At 69.8% G+C, this 22,395-nt stretch carries 21 protein-coding genes and 1 tRNA gene; 19 read left to right on the top strand and 3 right to left on the bottom strand.

The window, feature by feature from the left end:
• Window position 1 precedes the first annotated feature (1 nt).
• Window positions 2-1,036, bottom strand: coding sequence for a hypothetical protein (locus tag JDY09_RS06365; RefSeq protein WP_274716090.1), 1,035 nt, complete (start codon window positions 1,034-1,036; stop codon window positions 2-4).
• Window positions 1,037-1,285: 249 nt separating this feature from the next.
• Here JDY09_RS06365 and JDY09_RS06360 point away from each other — a divergent pair, with 249 nt between their 5' ends.
• From JDY09_RS06360 to JDY09_RS06340, 5 genes are all read left to right on the top strand, one after another.
• Entirely contained in the window at window positions 1,286-2,236 is a 951-nt protein-coding gene (locus JDY09_RS06360) for a UDP-glucuronic acid decarboxylase family protein (RefSeq protein ID WP_274716089.1), read from the top strand.
• Between the two features lie 64 nt (window positions 2,237-2,300).
• Window positions 2,301-2,597 (top strand): hypothetical protein, encoded by a 297-nt coding sequence (locus tag JDY09_RS06355; protein ID WP_274716088.1) that lies wholly within the window; start codon window positions 2,301-2,303, stop codon window positions 2,595-2,597.
• Window positions 2,598-2,733: 136 nt separating this feature from the next.
• Window positions 2,734-2,806, top strand: a tRNA-His gene (locus JDY09_RS06350).
• An 88-nt stretch (window positions 2,807-2,894) separates the two neighbouring features.
• Entirely contained in the window at window positions 2,895-3,386 is a 492-nt protein-coding gene (locus JDY09_RS06345) for a low molecular weight phosphatase family protein (RefSeq protein WP_274716087.1), read from the top strand.
• Window positions 3,383-4,597 carry a cation:proton antiporter gene (locus JDY09_RS06340; RefSeq protein WP_274716086.1) on the top strand — a complete coding sequence of 405 codons (1,215 nt, stop codon included), beginning with the start codon at window positions 3,383-3,385 and terminating at the stop codon, window positions 4,595-4,597. The genes JDY09_RS06345 and JDY09_RS06340 overlap by 4 nt, the downstream gene beginning before the upstream one ends.
• Here the strand turns inward: JDY09_RS06340 and JDY09_RS06335 are convergent.
• Complete coding sequence (locus JDY09_RS06335; RefSeq protein WP_274716085.1) at window positions 4,526-5,725, bottom strand: ribonuclease D; 1,200 nt, start codon at window positions 5,723-5,725, stop codon at window positions 4,526-4,528. The genes JDY09_RS06340 and JDY09_RS06335 overlap by 72 nt on opposite strands.
• Entirely contained in the window at window positions 5,722-6,960 is a 1,239-nt protein-coding gene (locus JDY09_RS06330) for an NAD(P)-dependent oxidoreductase (protein WP_274716084.1), read from the bottom strand. Before JDY09_RS06330 ends, JDY09_RS06335 begins: the two co-directional genes overlap by 4 nt.
• Window positions 6,961-6,988: 28 nt before the next feature.
• Here JDY09_RS06330 and tig point away from each other — a divergent pair, with 28 nt between their 5' ends.
• The 14 genes from tig (at window position 6,989) to mrdA (ending at window position 22,213) form a co-directional block, all read left to right on the top strand.
• Window positions 6,989-8,395 carry a trigger factor gene (tig, locus tag JDY09_RS06325; protein WP_274716083.1) on the top strand — a complete coding sequence of 469 codons (1,407 nt, stop codon included), beginning with the start codon at window positions 6,989-6,991 and terminating at the stop codon, window positions 8,393-8,395.
• Window positions 8,396-8,638: 243 nt separating this feature from the next.
• On the top strand, window positions 8,639-9,223 hold the full coding sequence (gene clpP / locus JDY09_RS06320) for an ATP-dependent Clp endopeptidase proteolytic subunit ClpP (RefSeq protein WP_274716082.1): 585 nt from the start codon (window positions 8,639-8,641) through the stop codon (window positions 9,221-9,223).
• Window positions 9,224-9,263: 40 nt separating this feature from the next.
• A complete protein-coding gene (gene clpX / locus JDY09_RS06315) occupies window positions 9,264-10,559 on the top strand; it encodes an ATP-dependent Clp protease ATP-binding subunit ClpX (protein WP_274716081.1) in 1,296 nt (431 codons plus the stop codon).
• 14 nt (window positions 10,560-10,573) lie between these two features.
• On the top strand, window positions 10,574-11,005 hold the full coding sequence (locus JDY09_RS06310) for a hypothetical protein (protein ID WP_274716080.1): 432 nt from the start codon (window positions 10,574-10,576) through the stop codon (window positions 11,003-11,005).
• Between the two features lie 9 nt (window positions 11,006-11,014).
• Window positions 11,015-11,680 carry an MBL fold metallo-hydrolase gene (locus JDY09_RS06305; protein WP_274716079.1) on the top strand — a complete coding sequence of 222 codons (666 nt, stop codon included), beginning with the start codon at window positions 11,015-11,017 and terminating at the stop codon, window positions 11,678-11,680.
• A gap of 24 nt (window positions 11,681-11,704) precedes the next feature.
• Complete coding sequence (locus JDY09_RS06300) at window positions 11,705-14,353, top strand: valine--tRNA ligase (RefSeq protein WP_274716078.1); 2,649 nt, start codon at window positions 11,705-11,707, stop codon at window positions 14,351-14,353.
• Between the two features lie 18 nt (window positions 14,354-14,371).
• On the top strand, window positions 14,372-15,637 hold the full coding sequence (locus JDY09_RS06295) for a bifunctional folylpolyglutamate synthase/dihydrofolate synthase (protein WP_274716077.1): 1,266 nt from the start codon (window positions 14,372-14,374) through the stop codon (window positions 15,635-15,637).
• Window positions 15,638-15,908: 271 nt separating this feature from the next.
• A complete protein-coding gene (locus JDY09_RS06290) occupies window positions 15,909-16,508 on the top strand; it encodes a zinc ribbon domain-containing protein (RefSeq protein ID WP_274716076.1) in 600 nt (199 codons plus the stop codon).
• Window positions 16,509-16,617: 109 nt separating this feature from the next.
• Window positions 16,618-17,040, top strand: coding sequence for a nucleoside-diphosphate kinase (gene ndk / locus JDY09_RS06285; protein WP_274716075.1), 423 nt, complete (start codon window positions 16,618-16,620; stop codon window positions 17,038-17,040).
• On the top strand, window positions 17,037-17,639 hold the full coding sequence (locus JDY09_RS06280) for a Maf family protein (RefSeq protein WP_274716074.1): 603 nt from the start codon (window positions 17,037-17,039) through the stop codon (window positions 17,637-17,639). Before ndk ends, JDY09_RS06280 begins: the two co-directional genes overlap by 4 nt.
• A gap of 155 nt (window positions 17,640-17,794) precedes the next feature.
• On the top strand, window positions 17,795-18,841 hold the full coding sequence (locus tag JDY09_RS06275; protein WP_274716073.1) for a rod shape-determining protein: 1,047 nt from the start codon (window positions 17,795-17,797) through the stop codon (window positions 18,839-18,841).
• 24 nt (window positions 18,842-18,865) lie between these two features.
• Window positions 18,866-19,759: a rod shape-determining protein MreC gene (gene mreC / locus JDY09_RS06270; protein WP_274716072.1), complete on the top strand. Its 894-nt coding sequence runs from the start codon at window positions 18,866-18,868 to the stop codon at window positions 19,757-19,759.
• A 4-nt stretch (window positions 19,760-19,763) separates the two neighbouring features.
• Window positions 19,764-20,345, top strand: coding sequence for a hypothetical protein (locus JDY09_RS06265; protein WP_274716071.1), 582 nt, complete (start codon window positions 19,764-19,766; stop codon window positions 20,343-20,345).
• A 5-nt stretch (window positions 20,346-20,350) separates the two neighbouring features.
• On the top strand, window positions 20,351-22,213 hold the full coding sequence (gene mrdA / locus JDY09_RS06260) for a penicillin-binding protein 2 (RefSeq protein WP_274716070.1): 1,863 nt from the start codon (window positions 20,351-20,353) through the stop codon (window positions 22,211-22,213).
• Window positions 22,214-22,395: the final 182 nt, after the last annotated feature.

Below are 22,395 nucleotides of genomic sequence, written 5' to 3'. Positions count from 1 at the left end.
CTCAGCGCTCCGCCCCATAGGTCTCAAGCATCGCCAAATAGAACAGCGTGTGCTCCCACAAGTGGGGAGTTGCCGTGTAAGTCAAAACCCGGCCGCGCGCAACCCGCCAAGTCTCGCCCAACACATGGGTGTCGGGAGTCGCCTGGACATGGGCGATCCAATCGATCCCGCGCCGCGCCCGCGCCAGCTTCGCCGGGGCGCTGAGCCGCGCAAACGCCATCGCCACCGCCACCGACGACCGCTTGCCGGTCGAGGCGTCGACCCCCGAACGCTCGTGCACGATCGCGTCGGCGCCGGGCAGGTAGCGGGCGCTGTCAGCGTTGAGCTCCTCGTTACAGAAATCGAGCAGCGGCGCCGCCGGCAGCTTCGACACCACCAGGTTGAAGTTCTCGAACGCCACAAGCGCCCGCGGGCGCACGGCGCGTCGAGCGCCCGCCGAGCGCACCTCGACGCGGCGAATCAACGCATCGACCCCGCGCGGCGCAACGTCGCGCACCACCACCCGCAAACGCCGCGCCGGATCGCTGAACTCGGTGATCACCTCGTCGCCGCGGCTTGTTGGATAGCGCTGGCGTGAGCGCGGAAAATCACGCAGCCACAAAGTTCGCCCGCCAACCACCACGCCCAAGAAAGCGCCCTCGTTCGGCTTGGCGCCGAGCAGCGGCAGCCGGCGATCGACCGTGTAGTACTTGATCTGGTCGTAGTAGCTCGGGCTCGGCCAGCGCAAGACGGTCAGCGTTGCCGAGCGGCTAACCCCCGCTGCCAGGCGCCCGTTGGCCGTCTGGGCGTTTACATCGGTCGGCCCCCAACCCTCGGCGTCGGGCGGCGCCGTTGGGTCGAACGCGCGCGCCACGCACGGGAAGTTTGGGCCGGTCTCGCCGTGAGCGGCAAGGTGCAGCGCCGCGCCACCGAGCGACGCGACCGCGTCCTCGCCGAACGGCACTGCCCGCGCTGCTGAGGCCGGCAAGAGCGTCACCGCCGCCGCCGTTGCGGCGCCCCAGCGCACCAGCCGCACCCTCCCCGTGGTGCTCCGCACCCGCGCTCACCCTATCTACTCTGCAGCTACCGAGGCAAGGGCCGTCGGGCAGCGTTGCGCCGCGGTGTCGAAGGCCGCTCTCGGTCACGCGACAGCGACAGTTGGCCCCTCTCGGTCGCGCCAACGTCGGACGCCCTGGACCGACGGGCGAGCCGTGCGCCGACAGGATTCCGCTGCCCGCCCTTCGCGAGGTGCTTACCTGCCCGACCGGTTTGCCGCGCGCCGATTCAGCCAGTTAGGCTCAAGGCCATGCCGACCTCGCTAGTGACTGGTGGTGCCGGTTTCCTCGGCTCGCACCTCTGCGACTACCTGATCGCGCGTGGCCATCGCGTGATCTGCGTCGACAACCTCGAGACCGGCTCGCTCGAAAACATCCGCCACCTGCGCGACGGCGACAACTTCCGCTTCCTGATGATCGACATCACCTCGCACTACGAGGTCGACGAGCCGATCGACTTCGTCTACCACATGGCCTCGCCCGCGAGCCCGATCGACTACCAGCGCCTGCCGCTGCACACGCTCAAGGTCGGTGCCTACGGCACCCACAACACGCTCGGGCTCGCCAAAAAGCACCGCGCGCGCTTTTTGCTCGCCTCGACCAGCGAGGTGTACGGCGACCCGCTCGTGCACCCCCAGCCCGAGACCTACTGGGGCAACGTCAACCCGATCGGCCCGCGCGGCGTCTACGACGAGGCCAAGCGCTACGCCGAGGCGCTGACGATGGCCTACCGCCGCCAGCAGGGTGTCGACACCTGCATCGCGCGCATCTTCAACACCTACGGCCCGCGCATGCGCCCCAACGACGGGCGCGCTGTCCCGACGTTCCTGCGCCAGGCCTTGACCGACAAGCCGCTCACCGTTTTCGGCGACGGCACCCAGACGCGCAGCTTCTGCTACGTCGACGACATGATGCGCGGCCTCGTCGCGCTCGCCGAGTCCGACGTACACGAGCCGGTGAACCTCGGCAACCCCGACGAGATGGCGCTGATCGACCTCGCGCGCCTGATCATCGAGCTAACCGGCTCGCGCTCCGAGATCGTTTTCGAGGCCCTGCCCGAGGACGACCCGCAGGTGCGCCAGCCCGACATCACCCGCGCGCGCGACCTGCTCGGCTGGGAGCCCGAGGTGGATCTTCGCGAGGGTCTGGAGCGCACGATCGAGCACTACACGCGCATCCTCGGTGAGCCCGCAGCGCGCTAGGCTCAACTAAGAACCAACGCAGGGATGCGGTCAACGTGCGGGGCGAGCGGGAGGTGATACCAACGTGGCACGCCGCGCCGAAGTCAAAAACCTGGAAGTGATCTCGAAGGCGATCGACCAGCACAACGCCAACTGCGAGTGGCCTGCGGTGGCGATCGAGATGAACCCCTTCGAGGTCGAGCGCCTAGGCTGGGACGAGATCCGCGGCCTGCCGATCCGCCCCAATCCCAACATGGGCACGGGCACGTTCCGCATCGTCTGCGCGCGCGACGAAGGCGAGCCGGGCGAGGTCGTCGAGGCCGTCGCCGAGCGGCGGGTCGAGGTCACGGTCCCGGCAGGAGCGCAAAACGCGCGCCGCTGACAGCGACGAGCTCGCAGTGCCGGGCCGCCACTCCCGAGCCCACAGCGGCGAGCCGAGGGCCCGGGCCGGCAGGGGCGAGCCGGCAGCACCGTTGCTAGATTCGTCGCCTGCGGTCGCGCACCGCGCGACCGGCGTGGTGGGCGTAGCTCAGCTGGTAGAGCTCCGGGTTGTGGTCCCGGCGGTCGCGGGTTCGAATCCCGTCGCTCACCCCTCCTGTAGCTGGCGCGGCGGCAGCCGCCGCGCCCCTGTTGTCGGGTCGTGCACACCCATTCGCCGGCGCCATGTCAGGATGAAAGCGTGGCGGTCGTGCTCTTCGTCTGTGTTCAGAACGCCGGGCGCTCGCAGATGGCGGCAGCGCTCTTCGAGCGCCGTGCGGGCGGCCGGCATCGCGCCCTCTCGGCGGGCAGCCGTCCGGCTGAGCGTGTGCATCCCGAGGTCGTCGCGGCGATGCGCGAGCTCGGCATCGACCTCGCCGACCGCCGGCCCCAGAAACTGACGCCAGAGCTGGCGAACGCTGCCGACGTTGTGGTCACGATGGGGTGCGGCGACGCCTGTCCCGCCGTGCCGGGGGCGTTGCGCGTCGACTGGAACATCCCCGACCCGGCCGGCAAAGACATCGCGACTGTGCGCGAGATCCGCGACCACATCGCCGCCCTCGTCGACGCGCTCCTAGCCGAGATCGATCGCCATCCGCACGGCACCGAACCGGGACCCCGCGAGCCGCGACCCTCGCCGGAGCGCGCCGGCGAGATCACTGGCGGGCAGCTGTCAGCGGGGGAGCGGCGGTGACGCTCCCGATCGCGGCGGCCGCCGACGCCGCCGACGCGCTCGGCACGCTGTTCATCGTTCTGCTCGCCGCCAAACTCGGCGACGAGCTTTTCCGCCGCCTCCGCCAGCCGGCGATCGTCGGCGAGATCCTCGCAGGTGTGGTGATCGGACCATCGCTGCTCGGACTGGTCGAGCCGAGCACCGAGCTCGACCTCTTCGCCGAACTCGGTGTGGTGCTCCTGTTGTTCTGGGTCGGTGTGGAAACACGCCTCTCTGAGCTCACGGCCGTCGGTCGCGCGGCCTTTCTCGTCGGGGTGCTCGGCGTCGTGCTGCCACTTGCAGGCGGTTTCGGTCTCGCCGAGGCGCTCGGCGAATCGTTCTCGACCGCCGTTTTTCTCGGTGCGGCCCTGACCGCCACGAGCGTCGGCATCACCTCGGCCGTGCTCGTCGAGCTGCGTGCCTTGCGTCGACCCGGCGGACGGACGATCCTCGGCGCCGCCGTGATCGACGACATCCTCGCGCTGCTGATCCTCGCCCTCGCCGTCGGTCTCGTCGCCGAGGACGACTTCGACCCCACGGGTGTGGTGCTCACGACCTTGCTATCGCTCGCGTTTGTCGCCTTCTTCGCCCTCGGCGGCACACGCGTGGCGCGGCGCTGGCCGCAGCTGCTCGAAGCGCCGCGCTTCGCCGAGTCACCGCTCCTGCCCGCGGTGCTGCTCTGTCTCGGCCTCGCCGCGTTCGCCGCGAAGATCGGTCTCGCGGCGATCGTCGGGGCGTTCTTGGCCGGGCTGATCCTCGCCGAAACCCGCGAGCGCGTGCCCGTCGAGGGCGAGATCGCCCCGCTCTACGCCGTCTTCACGCCGTTCTTCTTCGCCTCGATCGGGGTCAGCGTCGATCTCGACGTGCTCCTCGACTGGAAGGCGCTCGCCCTGGTGGTAGCGGTCACCGCCGTGGCGATCGCCACAAAGTTCATCGGCGCCTGGCTGGGTGCGCGTTCGCTCGGTCCGCGCGACGCGACGCTCGTCGGTGTGGGCATGGTGCCGCGCGGCGAGGTCGGCATCGTCGTCGCGTCGATCGGGCTCAGCGAGCAGGTGATCGACAAGGAGCTCTTCGGGGTGATCGTCGCTATGTCGGTGCTTACGACGCTGCTCGTGCCGCCGCTACTGCGTGCCCTGCTCGCGCGCGAGCGGGGCGACATCGATCACCCGCAAGCCGTCGCTACCGGCCGATAGCGCCAGCTTGCCCTTGACGAGCTGCACAAGCTCGCGGCCGACCAACTCGTGTCGCCAACCCGCGGCGAGCCGTCCCGTCGGCGCGTCCCCGCGCCGAACCGCCGCCACGAACGCCTGCAGCTCGCTCTGCGTAGCCACGAGCTCGGTCGCGATCCCGGCCTCGCGGGCGCGTTGGCGCACGAGCGCCTGGGCCAGCGACGCGATTGGCTGCTCGCTCGCATCGCGCTGCGGCGGCTGGGGCGGCGCCGGCGGCGGCTCGCGGTGGCGGCTACGCTCGACGACCGCCAACAGCTCCTCCGCCGTCCGCCCCGAGACGTGGCCATCGAGGCCGCGAACAGCGCGCAGCTCGCTGCGCGTCCGTGGCCGGCGGCGAGCGAGCTCGACGAGCACGTGGTCGGCGAGCACCGTCGCCGGCGGACGGTCGAGCTGCGCGGCGCGCTGCTCGCGCCACTCCACGAGACCGAGAGCCACCGCCCGCTGTTCGCCGCTGAGGCGTCCGGCGCGCGGCAGCCGGCGCACGATCTGGAGGGGGTCGCGGGCGTCGCTGATCTCTTCGATAGCGCGCGACTCCTCGCGCGCCCACTCGAGCCGACCGAACTGCTCGAGCCGGCGCTTCAGCTCCTCGGCGAGGGCCAGCAGATAGCGCACATCATCGAGCGCGTAACGGAGCTGTGCCTCGGTCAAGGGGCGCCGGTCCCACCGTGTGAAACCCTCGCCACCCTCGATGCGCACACCCACCAACTGACGGACGAGTGTCTGGTAGCCCTCTTGTGCGCTGAAGCCGGCGAACCCAGCGGCGACTTGGGTGTCGAAGAGGTTGTGGATGTCGGTTGCGAGCTCGCGCCGAAGCAGCGCCACGTCCTGGCGACCGGCGTGCATCACGACCTCCACCGCGGGGTCGGCGAGCACGCGCGCCAGCGGCTCGCGGTCGAACCCCGCGAGCGGATCGAGCGCTGCGCAGCGCACGCCACCCGGTGCGCTCGGATCGGGCACCGCCACTTGGACCAAGCACAGAAGCGTCCGGTAGCGGCGCTCCGAGACGAACTCGGTGTCGATCGCGAGCTGCCCCGCAGCAGCCGCAAGCTGCGCGAGCTCGCTCGTCGTGCGGCGCTGAACGTCGCCCCTCACAGCGCGAGCGTACCCGCGGGCGGCGAATCGTCGCCTCCCGCCTCAGCCGTCTCCGCCCTACCTGGCGATCGCTGCTCGGCGTTGTCGCGCCTGTGGGGCAGATGCGCGCGAACACCCGTCTCGGTGTGCGGCTCGCGGCGGTCGGCCGCGGTGCGCGGCTCGCGCTGGTCGCGGCTTTCGCCAGCGGGGGCGCAGACCTCGTAGACGGCTGCCAGATCGAGGCTGCCGAGACCCGCCTCTTTCGCTTGCTGAAACAGCTTGCGGGTCGCTTCGGCCAGGTGGCCGTCGAGCGCCACGAGCTCGCGCGCCTCGGCCACAAGCTCGAGGTCCTTTGCGGCAAGGTCGAGCGCGAAACTCACCGGGTAACTGCGCGACCTCATCAGCTCGCCCTTGATCCCTGCATACGGCGATCCCACGGGTGTCTTTGCCAGCAGGTCAAGCAGCACGCCGCGGTCGACGTCCAGCGCGCTCGCCAACGCCAGCGTCTCGGCGAGGTTGGCGACCAGCGCCACGAGCCAGCCGTTCACAACGACCTTCATGCGACTGCCAGCACCGGCCTCGCCAAGCCACACAACGCGGCGAGCGAGCGGTGCGAAGAGCGGGTTTGCGCGGGCCTGCGCCGCCTCCGGTCCGCTCGCCAGCACTACCAGCTCGCCGCGCTCGGCTGGCTCGCGCGACCCCAACACCGGCGCATCGATGTAGGTGACCCCGTGCCGCTCGGCGAGCTCGCGCAGACGTTCGCAGTCGCGCACGCCGACGGTGCTCATCTGCAGCCAAAGGGCGCCGGCAGGGAGCGCTTCGAGCACACCACCTGCGCACACCTCGGCGACGACCTGTCCGTCCCGCAACAGGGTCACAAGAGCGTCGGCGCCGGTGGCTGCTTCCGCCGCGCTCGCGCAAACCGCGACACCGTGCGCGCGCAGCGGTTCGGCACGCGCGCCGGTGCGGTTCCAAGCGCGCACCGTGAACCCCTCCGCGGCAAGACGCTGCGCGACGGGCGCGCCAAGCTTGCCGGTGCCGAGAACCGCGACTGTTTGCGCTGGCTGGCGCGCAGTTGGTCGCGATGCGGCTGGCTGGTTGCGAGTCGACCGCGCGGCACGCTCGCGCCGGCGGTTGCGCCGCCAGCGCCAGTAGGCCGCGGCCCCAGCTGTCAGATCACGCCAAGCAGCCCACGCGCGCCCAGCGCCGCTCGTCACGAACCATCCGCGCAGGCGCTGCCCGAAGCCGCTGTCCACGCGCGGCACGGTATCGTCCGGCGCGCGAATGAGCGAGACGAGGCAAAGCGGCGAAACTGTGCGCGTCACCGCGACCGAGGAACTCGAAGGTTCGCGCGTGCGCCTGACCGTCGAAGTCGCGGCGAGCGAGGTCGCTCGCGCCGTCGATCGCGCTGCGCGGGCGCTCGGCCGTGACCTGCGCGTGCCGGGGTTCCGCCGCGGCAAGGTGCCATCCCAGATCGTGGTTCGCCAGCTGGGCTGGTCGGCTGTACTTGACGAAGCGGTGCGCGCCGAGCTTCCCGACTGGTACGAACAGGCTGTTGCGCTGGCAAAACTCGTCACGGTCGGGGCGCCACGCGTCAAGGTGGCGAAGCTGCCCGAGCGCAGCGGGGAACCGCTGACGTTCACCGCCGAGGTCGCCGTGCGCCCGCGCGCCAAGCTCGGCGACTACGAGGGCATCGAAGTCGGGCGGCGCGAGGTCGAGGTGAGCGACGACGAAGTCGCGAACGAGCTCGGCCGCCTACGCGAAGCCAACGCCAGGCTCGAGACCGTCGAGCGCCCCGCTGCCAAGGGCGACTTTTTGATCGTCGACTTCGAGGGCGAGGTCGATGGCCGGCCGGTCGCGGGCGCGAGCGCTCGTGGCTACCTCTTGGAACTGGGCGCCGGTCGACTGATCGAGGGCTTCGAAGAGCAGCTAGAGGGAGCCAGCGCGGGTGAGGAGCGCGAAGTTCGCGTGACGCTGCCCGACGACTTTCCCGAGCGCTCCCAAGCCGGCAAGGAAGCCGTCTTCCGCGTCGAGGTGCGCGAGGTGAAGGAAAAGCGCTTGCCTGCGCTCGACGACCATTTCGCCGAACAGCTCGGCTACGACACGCTCGACGAGCTGCGCGGCGAGATCGCCAAGCGGCTGCGCGAGGTTGCCGAGCGCAAAATCGAGGAGGAGTACCGCGAAGCTGTGGTCGACGCTGTCGCAGATCGCGCGCAGATCGACCTGCCGCACGAGGTCGTCCACGCCAAGGCGCACGAGATGTGGCAGCGCAGCGCGCGCCGTCTGCGCCTGCGCGGCATCGATCCCCAGCGCTATCTCGAGCTCGCCGGCAAGAGCGAGGAAGAGGTCGTGACAGAGGGCGAGGAGCAGGCCGAGCGCGCTCTGCGCCGCGAGGCTGTGCTCGCCGCCGTTGTCGAAAAAGAGGGGATCGAAGCGAGCGAGGAGGAAGTCGAAGCGGCGCTGCGCGCGACCGTGCGCGCTGCGCGCGGCCGCGAGCCGAGCGACAGCGAGCTGCGCCGCGAACGCCGCAGGCTGGAGGCGCGCGGTCTCGTCGACGCCATCCGCGAAGACCTCGTTATGCGCAAGGCCGTCGACCTGTTGGTCGAAAAGAGCAAGCCGATTCCGCAAGGTCGCGCCGAGGCGCGGGAGAAGATCTGGACCCCCGAGTCGGCGCGCAGCGCGGGCGACTAGGCGGCATGCTGGCGCTGCGGCGGCGTGGGCCTGCACCCGCCCGCACCCGCCACGGCACGGGGCGCCAGCGCGCGGGCGCTCGCGTGTTTATAAAGGCGTTGCACAATCCCGGCGCGCCGACCTCCCGCTGCTACACTCGCCGCCACCTACCCGCCGCTTTCGGCGCTAGCTGGGTGGGACCGGCGGTCACAGCGCCGGGTTCTTGAAGGATCGATCGAGGCGACGGGCAATACAGCTAGAGCTATGACACCGCTGGTCCCAATGGTCGTAGAGCAGACGGCGCGCGGCGAGCGCGCCTTTGACATCTACTCGCGTCTGCTCAACGAACGCATCGTTTTCCTCGGCACTCCCGTCACCGACGAGATCGCGAACCTCGTGGTGGCGCAGCTTCTGCACCTCGAGTCCGAGGATCCCGACAAGGACATCTCGCTGTACATCAACTCGCCGGGCGGCTCGGTGTACGCGGGGCTTGCGATCTACGACACGATGCAGCTGATCAAGCCCGACGTGCAGACGATCTGCGTCGGTATCGCGATGTCGATGGGTGCGCTGCTTCTGGCCGGCGGGGCGCCCGGCAAACGCATGGCGCTGCCGAACGCGAAGATCCTCATCCACCAGGTGTCGTCCGCCTTCCAGGGCCAGGCGACCGATATCGAGATTCACGCCAAAGAGATCATCGAGGTTCGCCGCAAGCTCGACGAGATCCTCGCCAAGCACACCGGTCAGCCGATCGAGAAGGTCTCGCGCGACACCGAGCGCGACTACTTCATGACTGCCGAAGAAGCCAAGGAGTACAACCTCATCGACCGGGTGATCACGCACCACTAGCCTTAAACGTGAAGCCGCTGCCTCCGCGAGGGAGGAGGAGATGGCGCGACCGACCGACTCCAACGAACAACTGCTCTGCAGCTTCTGCGGGAAGTCGCAGCGGCAGGTCAAGAAGCTGATCGCCGGTCCCGGGGTCTACATCTGCGACGAGTGCATCGATCTCTGCAACGAGATCATCGATGAGGAGCTGAGCGGGCCCGCCACGCTCGAGCTCGACACGCTCCCGAAACCGAAAGAGATCTACGACGTTCTCCAGGAGTACGTCGTTGGTCAAGAGGCCGCAAAGCGCGCGCTGTCGGTTGCGGTCTACAACCACTACAAGCGCGTGCACATGCTGCAAGAGGGCACCGCCGACGACCTCGAGCTGCAGAAGTCGAACATTCTCCTGCTCGGTCCCACCGGCTGTGGCAAGACGCTGCTCGCCCAGACGCTCGCGAAGATCCTCAACGTGCCGTTCGCGATCGCCGATGCGACGGCTCTCACCGAGGCCGGCTATGTCGGCGAGGACGTCGAGAACATCCTCCTCAAGCTGATCCAGGCCGCCGACTACGACGTCAAAAAGGCCGAGACCGGCATCGTCTACATCGACGAGGTCGACAAGATCGCGCGCAAGGCCGACAACCCCTCGATCACGCGCGATGTCTCGGGCGAGGGTGTGCAGCAGGCGCTGCTCAAGATCCTCGAGGGAACGGTGGCGTCGGTGCCGCCCCAGGGCGGACGTAAACACCCCCACCAGGAGTTTCTGACGATCGACACCACCAACATCCTTTTCATCTGCGGCGGGGCGTTCCAGGGTCTCGAGAAAGTGATCGAGCGGCGGATCGGTCACAAGGGGATCGGTTTCGGTGCCAACGTCCGCTCGCGCAAGAAGGTCGACACCGGCGAGCTGTTCGAACAGGTTCTGCCTGAGGACCTCGTCGAGTACGGTCTGATCCCCGAGTTCGTCGGTCGTCTGCCTGTGATCTCGGTGATCCACCAGCTCACGCGCGACGACCTGGTGCGCATCCTCACCGAGCCGCGCAACGCCCTCGTCCGCCAGTTCCAGCGCTTTTTCGAGTTCGACGGGATCGAGTTGGTGTTCGCCGAAGACTCGCTCGAGGCGATCGCCGACAAGGCGCTCGAGCGCGAGACCGGCGCCCGCGGCTTGCGTTCGATCCTCGAAGAGATTCTGCTCGACGTGCAGTTCGAGCTGCCCTCGCGGCCCGACGTGAAGAAGTGCGTGGTGACGCGCGAAACGGTCGAGAAGGGGCTCAAGCCGACCCTCGTCACCGAGGCCACGCCGCCACGCACGCAGCGCTCGACGCAGCGTCGGCGCGCAGCCGGCGGCTCCGCTTAGCGGCCCGTCCCGCGGTGTCGCTGCTCGGCCGGCTCGGGCGACTGTGGCGCTTCGATCCAACCGACCGCCCCTTGCGCGTGTGGGTGCGAAGCCGCCCCGGCGAGGACGACGCCGAGGTCGTCGGCGGCTGGATCCGCGAGTTGCACGGGAAAGAGGCACGGCTCGAGCTCGAACGGCCGGTGACGCTCGCGAACGGCGAGACGGTCGACACCGTGTGGGCGCGACCGGCGGAAAGGCGCTTCGACTTCGCCGCGCTTTGGTTTTCGTTCATTGCCATCGAGGTGCGCGCCAGCGCCGGCGACCCACCGCAGGGGCGGTGGTGGTTGCGACTCGGGGCGCCCGACGGTCGCGGCGGGGCGCCCGGCGGTGGCGGCGGCGACTGCCCGCCCACGCCCGCGGTTCGCTCGGCGGCACTGGGCGACTCGGCGGCAGTAGGCGACGATTAGGATCGGCCCGTGCGCAAACTCGCCGACGGCGTCTGGCAGCTCGGCGGCTTCCCGCCGAACGCGATCAACATCTACCTAGTCGAGGACGTTCTCGTCGACGCCGGCAGCCGCCATGCGCGGCGCCGGATCCTCCGTGAGCTCGGAACGACGTCGCTGCGTGCTCACGTCTTGACCCACGCCCACCCCGACCACCAAGGCTCGAGCCACTTCGTCTGCAACCACTACGGCGTGCCGCTCTGGGTCGGCGAGGGCGACCACGACGCCGCCGAACGGCCGGAGCTGATCGTCGAGCGCCAGCCGGACCACCCGCTCAACCGCATGAGCTACCGGCACTGGGCGGGTCCAGGCCACAAGGTCGACCGGGTGCTCCGCGAGGGGGACGAGGTAGCGGGCTTCCGCGTGCTGCACGTGCCGGGCCACTCGGCCGGACACATCGCGCTTTGGCGCGAAGACGACCGCGTGCTGATCTTGGGCGACGTCGTCAACAACATCGACACGCTCACGGGCATCCCCGGCTTGCACGAGCCGAAGGCGTTCTTCACTCCCGATCCCGCCGCCAACCGCCGTTCGGCGCGGCGCCTCGGCGAGCTCGAGCCGCGACTCGTGCTGTTCGGCCACGGCGCGCCGCTGCGCGACACGGCCAAGTTCGTCGCCTTCTGTAGCTCGCTCGCCTAGCGGGCGGTGCAAGACTTTCGCGCCGTGAGCGAGCAGCGACAGGGAAGCTCGGTCGATCGCCTCGAGCTTTTGCGCGAGCGGACGCGCTGGCAGCCGGAGGTGGGCGAGCCGCGCGCCTTCGAGCGTTGGGAGCGGGCCGGCGTCTTTCACCCGCCCGCCGACGGAACCCCGGACGAGAACTTCTCGATCGCCGTGCCTCCACCCAACGTGACCGGCAGCCTGCACATGGGGCACGCCCTCAACGCTTCGATCCAGGACGTGCTCGTCCGCCGCGCGCGGATGCGCGGGCTACGCACCAAGTGGGTGTTCGGGACCGATCACGCCGGCATCGCGACGCAAGTGAAGGTCGAGGAGGCGCTGCGCGCGGAAGGTCTCACCCGCCACGACCTCGGGCGCGAGCGTTTCCTCGAGCGCGTCTGGGAGTGGCGCGAGCGCTACGGCGGGATGATCACCCGCCAGTTCAAGCGCCTCGGCGCCTCGCTCGACTACAGCGACGAGCGCTTCACGATGGATCCCGCCTACGCCCGCGCGGTGCTCGAGGTTTTCGTGCGCTTGTACGAGAAGGGGCTGATCTATCGCGACCGCTACATCGTCAACTGGGATCCAGGAACGCGGTCGGCGATCTCCGACCTCGAGGTGGTGCAGAAGCGTGTCCAGGACGTCCTCTACCTGATCGACTATCCGCTCGCGTCGGGGTCGGGTGCGATCACGGTGGCGACCGTGCGTCCCGAGACGATGCTTGCCGACGTCGCCGTGGCCGTGAACCCGAACGACGAGCGCTATGAGCGGCTGATCGGCGAGACCGCGGTGCTGCCGCTGGTGGGGCGGCGGTTGCCGATCATCGGTGACGAGCGCGTCGATCCCGAGTTTGGCACCGGAGCACTCAAGATCACGCCCGGTCACGACCCGCTCGACTTCGAGATCGGGCGCGACCATGGTCTCGAGCCGATCGTGGTGATCGACGAGGAGGGTCGACTGACCGCCGAGGCCGGCGAACGCTTCGCGGGGCTGTCGGTGGACGAGGCGCGCGAAGCGGTCGTTCAGGCGCTGCGCGAGGAGGGGCGCATCGTGGGTGCCCAGCCGTACGAGCACGACGTGCCGCACTCCCACCGCTCGGGACGGCGGATCGAGCCGCGCGTGTCGCTGCAGTGGTTCTGCAACGTCGAGCCCCTCGCGCAGCGCGCAATCGCGGTGGTACGCGACGGCACCGTGCGCTTCCACCCCGAAAAGTGGGCGCGCGTCTATCTCGACTGGCTCGAGAACATCCGTCCCTGGTGCATTTCGCGGCAGCTGTGGTGGGGTCACCGCATCCCCGCTTGGTATTGCGACGCCTGCGACGAGACGTGGGTGGCGCTCGAGCCGCCTTCCCGGTGCGGGGCTTGCGACGGAGAGCTGCGGCAGGACCCGGACGTTCTCGACACCTGGTTCAGCTCGGCGCTGTGGCCGTTCGCGGCACTCGGCTGGCCCGAGAAAACCCCGCAGCTCCAGGCGTTCTACCCGACCGATGTGCTCTCGACGGCGCGCGACATCATCTTCCTGTGGGTCGCGCGGATGGTGATGTTCGGCCTCGAGTTCACCGGCACCGTCCCCTTCACCGACGTCGTCATCCACTCGGTCATCCAGTCGCCCGAGGGCAAGCGGATGTCGAAGTCGCTCGGCACCGGCATCGATCCGCTCGACGAGATCGAGCGGCACGGGGCCGATGCGCTGCGCTTCGGTCTGCTCGCGATGTCGTCGCAGCAAGACGTCCGCTACTCGCCGCAGCGCGTCAGGCAGGGCGCGGAGCTTGCCAACAAGCTGTGGAACGCCGCGCGGCTCGTGCTGCTCGGCATCGATCCCGAGGCGCTGCCCGACCCGAGCCTTGCGACGACGCTTGAGGATCGCTGGATCCTGTCGCGGCTCGAGCGCACCGTCGGCGAGGTCGACGCGCTCATCGACTCCTACCAGCTCTCGCGTGCCGCGCTGACCCTCTACGACTTCTTCTGGGCCGAGCTGTGCGACTGGTACCTGGAGCTCGCAAAGCCGCGCCTCTACGGCGAGGGTGAGGAGAAGCGCGCGGTTTCGGGCGTGTTGCTGTACGCGCTCGAGCGTGTGCTGCGCCTGCTCCATCCGCTGATGCCGCACGTCACCGAGGAGCTTTGGGCGCTTATGCCCGACGCTCTCCGCGAACGCGAGCCGCTGCTCGCCAGCGCGCGCTGGCCGGTCCAGGCCAGCAAGCTGATCGACGAGCACGCCGAGCGCGAGATGGCGCGCGTCGTCGACACCGTCGTCGAGCTCCGCCGCTTCCGCGAGGAGGTCGGCGCGCAACCCGGCACACCGGTGCGCGCCGAGCTCGCTGTCGCTGGCGTCGAGGAGTTGCGCGAACGGATGGCGCGCCTTGCGCGCTTCGAGTTCGTCGACTCCGCCGACGGCGAAGAGGTGGTCTTCGAGTTGCCGGTCGCGGGCGGCGCGGTGCGCGTGTTGCGCAGCGAAGCGTTCGATCCCGACCAGGCGCGCGCACGCGTGCGCAGCCGTCTCGAGCGTCTCGACAGCGAGATCGAGCGGCTGCGCAACAAGCTCGCCAACGAGCACTTCGTCGCGCGGGCACCGCGCGAAGTGGTCGAGGGGGAGCGACGCAAGCTCAGCGACGTCGAGGCGCAGCGCGAACGTATCGGCGCCTGGGTCGCGGCCTGAGCGCGGGACGGAGCGAGCGTGCCGCTCCCTTCGCCCGACTACCGCGAAGCCGAGCGTTGGCTGCTTTCGCGCGAGCTCTTCGGCATGCGCTTCGGGCTCGATCGTATGCGGCGCCTGCTGACCGTGCTCGGAAGTCCGCAACGCGCCTTCCGCACGATCCACATCGTCGGTACCAACGGCAAGTCCTCGGTCACGCGCTTCGCTTCTGCCCTGCTCGCAGCGGAGGGGCTGCGCGCCGGCGCCTACACCTCGCCGCACCTCGTGCGCTTCGGCGAGCGCATCCAGATCGAGGGTCGCGAGATCGACGACGCGACGTTCGCCGGCGCCGTCGCCCGCGTGCGCCGCGCGACAGCGATCGTCGAGCGCAGTCTCGACGAGGGCGATCGCGTGACGCAGTTCGAGGCGCTGACCGCCGTTGCGTTCTTGGTTCTCGCCGAGGCGCGGGTCGAGGTGGCGGCGATCGAGGCAGGCCTCGGTGGGCGGTTCGACGCCACGAACGTGATCGACTCCGAGGTGCAAGTGCTGACGAGCGTGGGGCTCGAACACACCCGCTGGCTCGGTCCGACAGTCGCGGATATCGCGCGCGAGAAGCTCGACGTCGTGCGTCCCGGCGCGACGCTCGTCTGCGGGCCGGTACCGCCCGAAGCAGGGGCTGTCGCCGAGCGCGTCTGCCGCGAGCGACGTGCGCGGCTAGTGCCTGTCGGCGAAGGCGAGGGGGACGTCGACGGCCGCGAGCTGGCGGCGCGCGGTCGCTTCCAGCGCCTCAATTTCGCGCTCGCCCGCCGCGCCGTGGCGTGTTTCCTCGGGCGGCCGCTGTCGGCACTGGCGGTGCGCCGCGCAGCGCGCACGACCGTGCCGGGCAGGCTTGAACAGATCGGCGAGCGGCCGCTCACGATCGTCGACGTAGCGCACAATCCCGACGCCGTGCGCGCGCTCTGCGCGTCGCTCGACGAGGTTCTCGCCGACAGGCGTCCGCGCGTCGCCGTCGTCGCGATCCTCGACGACAAGGACGCCGCGGCGATGCTGCGCGAGCTCGGCGCGGCGTTCGACGTCCTCGTAGTGACCCGCGCCACCAACCTGCGCTCGTTGCCGGCAGCGACGCTCGACACCCTTGCCGCCAAAGTCGCGCCCGCTGCGCGGCGCGAGACCGCAGTCGACGCGCATAGTGCGCTGGCGCGCGCACGCGAGCTTGCCGGTGCCGACGGCTGCGTGGTGGCGACCGGCTCGATCTACCTGGTCGGCGACCTGTTGCGCCCCCCGGGCGCACCGCCGTCGATGCTGTAGCCGCATCGTCGCGCCGCCCGCGTTACTGTGCGAGCGATGAACCGCGAGGGGCCATCCGTTGTGCAGATGGTCGGCTTGGTCGCCTTGGTGGTGGCCGCGGTCATCCTCGTTTTTTTCGCGATCGGCTACGCGCTCGGACGGTTGCTCCTGTGATGCGCGCCGCCAGGCGAAGGTCGCTTGGACCGTCACCGGCGGCGAGTGCCGTGGGGGCGGTCGCTCCTTTGCCAGGGAACAGCGCGGGCGCGAAGCGGTGGTACGCTCGCCTTAGCCGATGTCGGTACCGGCTGTCCTCGGCGTTCAGAACGACCCATTGAACATGGTCCTGTGGCTCTTGCTGATAGCGCTCGTGGCGATCTGGCTGTCGCTCGTGTGGTGGACGTACGCCGACGCCCGTCGCCGCATCGACGACCCGGTGCTCGTCGCCTGTGCGGTCGGCGCGTCGCTGTTTCCGTTCATCGGCACCGTCGTCTACGCGATCGTGCGCCCGCCGGAAACACTCCTCGACCGCCACGAGCGCGAAGTCGAAGTGGCGGCTGCCGAGGCTCGCTTGCGGGCGCTCGCGCAGCTGCGCTGCAGCAACTGTGGCGCCGACATCGAGCGTGCTTTCCTGCGCTGTCCGCACTGCCTTGCCAAGCTTCGCGACCCCTGTCCGTCTTGCCGGCGGCCGCTCGACCCGCGCTGGCAGATCTGTCCCTACTGCGAGGCCGATCTCGGCGTCGGCGGGGCGGTCGCCGCGCCGTCCCGGCGACGTGGTCAGCGCACCGCGGCTGCGCGTCTGCAGCGGGGAGGCGACGCGCGCGCTGTCGAGGGCGGTACCGAGCGCTCGAGCGCGGCTCCTCTCGGCCCGCCGGGCGGCACGGCGGGCCTCTAGCTCACTCCTGCCTCCGGCCAGCGGCTGGGGCCGGTCGCCTACTCGGCGACCGGCGAGACGCTAGAACTACGCGACGGTCAACCGTTCGAAAGGAGAGGAGAAGAGAGCTTTGGAACGCACGCTGATCCTCGTCAAGCCCGACGCTTTCGCGCGCGGTCTCACCGGCGAGATCATCGCCCGCTTCGAGCGCAAAGGACTGCGGATCGTCGCGCTGAAGTCGATGCAGCTCGACCGCGAGACCGCCGAGCGCCACTACGCCGAGCACCGCGAGAAGCCGTTCTTCGGCGAACTCGTCGACTTCATCACGAGCGGCCCGCTCGTTGCGATGGTGCTCGAGGGCGAGCGCGCCGTCGAGGCTGCGCGGCAGGTGATCGGTGCCACCGATCCCCTCGCGGCCGCCCCGGGATCGATCCGTGGCGACTTCGCGCTGTCGGTCCAGAACAACATGGTCCACGGCTCCGACTCGCCGCAGTCGGCGGAGCGCGAGGTCGCGATCTTCTTCCCCGAGCTGGTCGGCAGCGCGGTGGCTTGAGCGGGGAGAGCCACCCGCTTTTCGTTCTAGCTTCGCGCTCGCCGCAACGCCGGCGGATCCTCGAGCTGCTGGGCGTTCCCTTCGTCGTCGAGCGCACAGAGGTCGGGGAGGAGCAGCGCGGAGAGCCGCGGGCGGTGGCAATCGCAAACGCGTGTCGCAAAGCGCGCGCCGTGCGCGCCGATCTACCCGTGCTCGGCGCTGACACCGTCGTCGCGCTCGACGGGGCGGTTCTCGGCGAGCCGAACGACGCCGGCGAGGCGCGTTCCTTCCTCGCGCGCCTGGCCGGTCGCACGCACACGGTGACTAGCGCCATCTGTTTGCGTACGCCGGACGGCGAGGAGCGCATCGCCGAGCGCAGTGCACGTGTCGCTTTCCGCAAGCTCGGTGCTCGCGACATCGACTGGTACGTGGCGAGCGGCGAGTGGCGCGGCCGCGCCGGCGGGTACGCGATCCAGCTGCGCGGAATGGCGCTCGTGGAGCGCGTCGAGGGCGACCCGACGGCGGTAGTCGGTCTGCCGGTCGCCGCCCTCCTCGAGCTCTGGCCGGGGCTCGTGCACTGCGAGCCGCTCGCGCCGCTGCAAGGGCACGGTCACGGCTAGGAGCCTCGAGAAGCGGTCGCTACACTGAGGCGCGCCGGCGTCCCGCGTACTCCGTTGGGCGCGTGCGGGCTTGTGGCATTTCACACGTGACGCCCGCTCGCGCCACATCGGGGGTGCCGCCGGCACTCTAGATCTCCCGCCGACAGCGAGCGCAAATGGGACTGTTCTCGTATCTCACTGGCATGGGCGGCCGCGACATGGCCGTCGATTTGGGGACCGCGAACACGCTCGTCTACGTGCGCGGGCGCGGCATCGTGCTCTCCGAGCCGTCGGTTGTGGCGATCGACGTTCGCACCGGCGAGGTGCATGCGGTGGGGATCGAGGCGAAGCGGATGCTCGGGCGCACGCCGGGCACGATCCAAGCTATCCGCCCGCTCAAAGACGGCGTTATCGCCGACTTCGACGTAACCGAGCAGATGCTCCGCCACTTCATCCAGAAGGTGCACCAGAACCGCTGGGCGCATCCGCGCGTCGTGGTCTGCGTGCCTTCGGGTGTGACCGGCGTCGAGAAGCGCGCGGTCGAGGAAGCGTGCCTGTCGGCGGGCGCGCGCCAGGCGTACCTGATCGAAGAGCCGATGGCGGCCGCGATCGGTGCGGGGCTGCCCGTGGGCGAGCCGACCGGCAGCATGATCGTCGACATTGGCGGCGGGACGAGCGAGGTCGCCGTGATCTCGCTAGGCGGGATCGTCGTCTCGCAGTCGGTGCGGGTCGGCGGCGACGAGCTCGACGAAGCGATCATCAACTACGTCAAGCGCGAGTACAAGCTGCTGATCGGCCAGCAGACGGCCGAGGAGGTGAAGCTCGAGATCGGCTCCGCCTACCCGCTCGAGGAGGAGGTGCAAGCCGAGATCCGCGGTCGCGACCTCGTCTCGGGGTTGCCGAAGACGATCGTGATCACAAGCGAAGAGGTGCGGATGGCGCTCGAGGAGCCGCTCCAGATCATCATCGACGCCGTCAAAGAGACGCTCGATCGCACGCCCCCCGAGCTCGCCGCGGACATCATGGATCGCGGGATCATGCTTGCTGGAGGCGGCGCGCTGCTCCAGGGTCTAGACCAGCGCCTGCGCGACGAAACGCAGATGCCCGCCCACCTTGCCGAGTCGCCGCTGACGTGCGTGGCGGTCGGGTCGGGCCGTAGCCTCGAGGAGTTCGAGGCCATCCACCGCTCGAACCGTCACGCCCGCCGCCGGCGCCGGCGCTAGCGTGCGCGCCCGGGGGTGGCGCGGGTGTTCGACCGCAGAAGCGTCCGCCGCCGGCGGCTAGCTCTGGCGGCGTTCGTCGTCGCGTCGCTGGTGCTCGTCAGCCTGTCGGTGGGAAACCCCGCCGGCGGCGTCGTCTCCGTTTTGGCGCGCGGCACACAAGAGCTGTTCGGTCCGCTCGAGCGCGGGCTCTCGCGAGCGCTCAAGCCGGTCGACGATCTCACCAGCTGGGTGCGAGACAGCCTGCGAGCGAAAAGCGAGAACGCGCGTCTGCGCGCCGAGGTCGCGCGCTTGCGCCAGGAGCTAGCAGCCGCCCAGGTGCGCGTGCACGACAGCCGCGAGCTAGCCGGGCTCTCACGCCTGACCGCGAGCGCTGGTTTTCCGGCCGGTACCCGTCCGCTCACCGCACGCGTGATCGCGCGTTCGCCGACGGTGTGGTACTCGGCGGTGACGATCGATCGGGGCGCGAGCGACGGTGTCCGGATCGACCAGCCGGTGATCGCCGCCGGCGGTTTGGTGGGGCGCGTGAGCTCGGTGTCGAGCCACACGGCGCGCGTGCGTCTCATCACCGACGCGGCAAGCGCTGTCGCCGCTCAGGTGATGCCGGACGGGGCCAACGGTGTCGTTCGTCCGTCGGTCGGCGATCCGCGCGACCTCGTGCTCGACTTCATCCAGGACCGCCGGCGCGTCAAGCCGAACTCGGTCGTGATCACCTCGGGTTTCGACGCCGGGGGGCTGGCCTCGGTATTTCCCCGCGGCATTCCGATCGGGCGCGTCGTCCACGTCGATCCCGAGGAGGTCGAGCTCTACCAGCGCGTTCACCTGCGGCCTTTCGCCGATCTCGAGCAGCTCGACATCGTGCAGGTGCTGACGCGCCGTCCGTCCGTGGACGCGAGTCTCGCCAGTCTGGCGCAGCCCTGAAACCATGGAGCTCGGTTGGCGCTCGACAGCGATCGTGACCGGTCTCGCCGCGGTGACGGTCGTGGTGCAGCTTACGGTCGCAAGCCAGGTGGGCCTGTTTGGCGCCGAGCTCAACATCGTGCCGGTGACCGTCGCGGCTTGTGGATTCTTCGCCGGGCCGGTGGGCGGAGCAGCCGCCGGGTTCGCCAGCGGCGCCTTCCTCGATTTCCTGAGCGGCGCTACGGCGGGGGTTTCGTCGCTCGTGTTGACCCTGCTCGGTTTCGCCGTCGGCCGTTGGCGCGAGCTGCGCGATCCGGGGAACACACTTGTCGCCCTACCGCTCGGGGCCGCGGCGGTGTTCGCGTACGGTGCCGGCTTCACTGCGGTTTCTTTCCTGCTCGATCCCGGTGACGTCGCGCGCGTCAGCTGGCTGCTAGCGCGCGACCTCGTCGCCGGGGCGCTGCTCGGCGCTGCCGCGGGTCTGCCGCTGTTCGCGCTCGTGCGCAAGGTGCTGCGGCCAGTGCTGGCTGTAGATCCCCTCGAGCGACGACGCCGGCGCGAGATCCGGCGCACGGGCCCGGTCGGTCTGCGCGGTCTCGACATCTGAGCGCCGTGTACCTCGAAACTGACAGGCGGCCCGGGCTCACGCCGCAGCTCGCGGTGCGGATCGCCGTCCTCGGCTTCGTCGCGCTCGTCGGTTTCGCGGTGATCTTCTTCCGCCTCTGGTACCTGCAGGTCCTCTCGGGCGATCGCTACCTGCAGGAGGCGAACAACAACCGCGTGCGCGAGATCCGGGTGCAGGCGCCACGCGGCGAGATCCTCGACCGCAACGGGCGCGTGCTCGTCGCCAACCGCCCGAGCCTGGCGCTGGAAGTGACGCCCGACAAGCTGCCGCGCGACCGCGCCCGCCGCCAGGAGGTCTTCCGCCGTCTGGGGCGGATCCTCGGAGTGTCGCCCCGGCGGATCGAACGCTCGGTGGAGCGCCAGTTCAAGGCGATGCCGTTCGCGGCGGCGACCGTGCGGCAGGACGTCTCGCTCCCGGTCGTCGCCTACGTTCTCGAGCACCAGGACCGCCTGCCCGGGGTGACCGTGGAACGCGTGTTCTTACGCTCCTACCCGTACCGCGAGATCGGCGCGCACCTCTTCGGGACGGTCGGCGAGGTCACCGCCGAGCAGCTCCGCCAGGACCGCTACCGCGGTGTCGCGATGGGCGATCGGGTCGGCCAGAGCGGCATCGAGTACGAGTACGACCGCTTCCTGCGCGGGCGCAACGGAGCCAACCGTGTGCAGGTCGACGCTCGCGGTCGCTTCAAAGGCGAGCTCTCGGTGCGGCGACCGATCCAGGGTCGCAACCTGCGCCTGTCGATCGACCTCGACGTCCAGCGTGCCGGCCAGGCAGCGCTGGCATCGGGTACGGGGCGTGGCGCGTTCGTGGTGATGGACGTGCGCACGGGCGAGGTGATCGCCCTCGGCTCGCAGCCCTCGTTCGACCCGAGCATCTTCGCCAAGATTGTGCGCGCCTCCGACTACCGCCGGCTCACCGACCCGCTGAACGGCGCACCGCTTCTCAACCGCGCGATCCAGAGTGGCTACCCGACCGGCTCGACGTTCAAGGTCGTCACCGCTGCGGCGGCGCTCGAGACCGGGCTCATCACTCCCGGTTCGGTGATCTACGACCCTGGTTCGATCACGATCTCCGGCATCACGTTTCGCAACGCCGGCGGCAAGGCCCACGGGGCGGTCGATGTGCGCCGCGCACTGACGGTGTCGAGCGACGTTTTCTTCTACCGGCTCGGCGCCGACCTCAACGCCCGCGGCACTCAGCTACAGCGGTGGGCGCACGCGCTCGGCTTCGGGCGGCGCACGGGCATCGACCTGCCGGGCGAGTGGGAGGGGCTCGTGCCTTCGCCGGCGTGGCGGAACCGGCTGTTCAAGCGGAGGTTGACCGATCGCCCGTGGACGGTCGGTGACAACGTCAACCTCGCCGTTGGGCAGGGCGACCTGCGCGCCGACCCAGTGCAGCTCGCAGTCGCCTACGCGGCGATCGCCAATGGCGGTCGGGTGGTGGTTCCGCGCATTGGTTTGCGTGTCGAGGATGCGTCCGGCCGTCCCATCCAAAGCTTGCAAGCGCCGCCGGCGCGGAGTGTGCGTATGTCGCAGGTCACGCGACAGGCGATCCTCGACGGTTTGCGCGGAGCGACATCGGCGCCCGGCGGTACCGCTACTCCCGTCTTCCAGGGGTTTCCGATTCCCGTGGCCGGCAAGACAGGTACCGCCGAAAAGGGCGCCGGCCGCGCCGACCAGTCGTGGTTCGTCGGACTCGCTCCGTACCCCGCGATCCGTTACGTCGTCGTTGTCACCGACGAAGCGGGCGGCTTCGGTGCCGAGACGGCTGCGCCGATGGCCCGTCGCATCCTCGCTGCGCTCTTCGATGTGCGCAACGATCGCGCGCCGTCCGGGAGCGCCCCCGACTGACGGGCATCGTGCCGAAACCGCAGCACGGCCGCCGACGCGGCGCCGGCCGGAAGGTGACACACTTGAACCTGGCGGCCTGTGGGCGCGGCTGGCGGGGAGAGCGTCCCGTCACCGGGCAGGCTAGGGTCGCACCAACGCGATGTACGCGTCTTCGGTAGCAACGAGACCTCGCGGGACGGTTT

Origin of the sequence: Thermoleophilum album, from assembly GCF_028867705.1 — a bacterium.
Taxonomy (GTDB): Bacteria; Actinomycetota; Thermoleophilia; order Solirubrobacterales; family Thermoleophilaceae; genus Thermoleophilum.
This window is presented reverse-complemented; position numbering and strand designations above follow the sequence as displayed.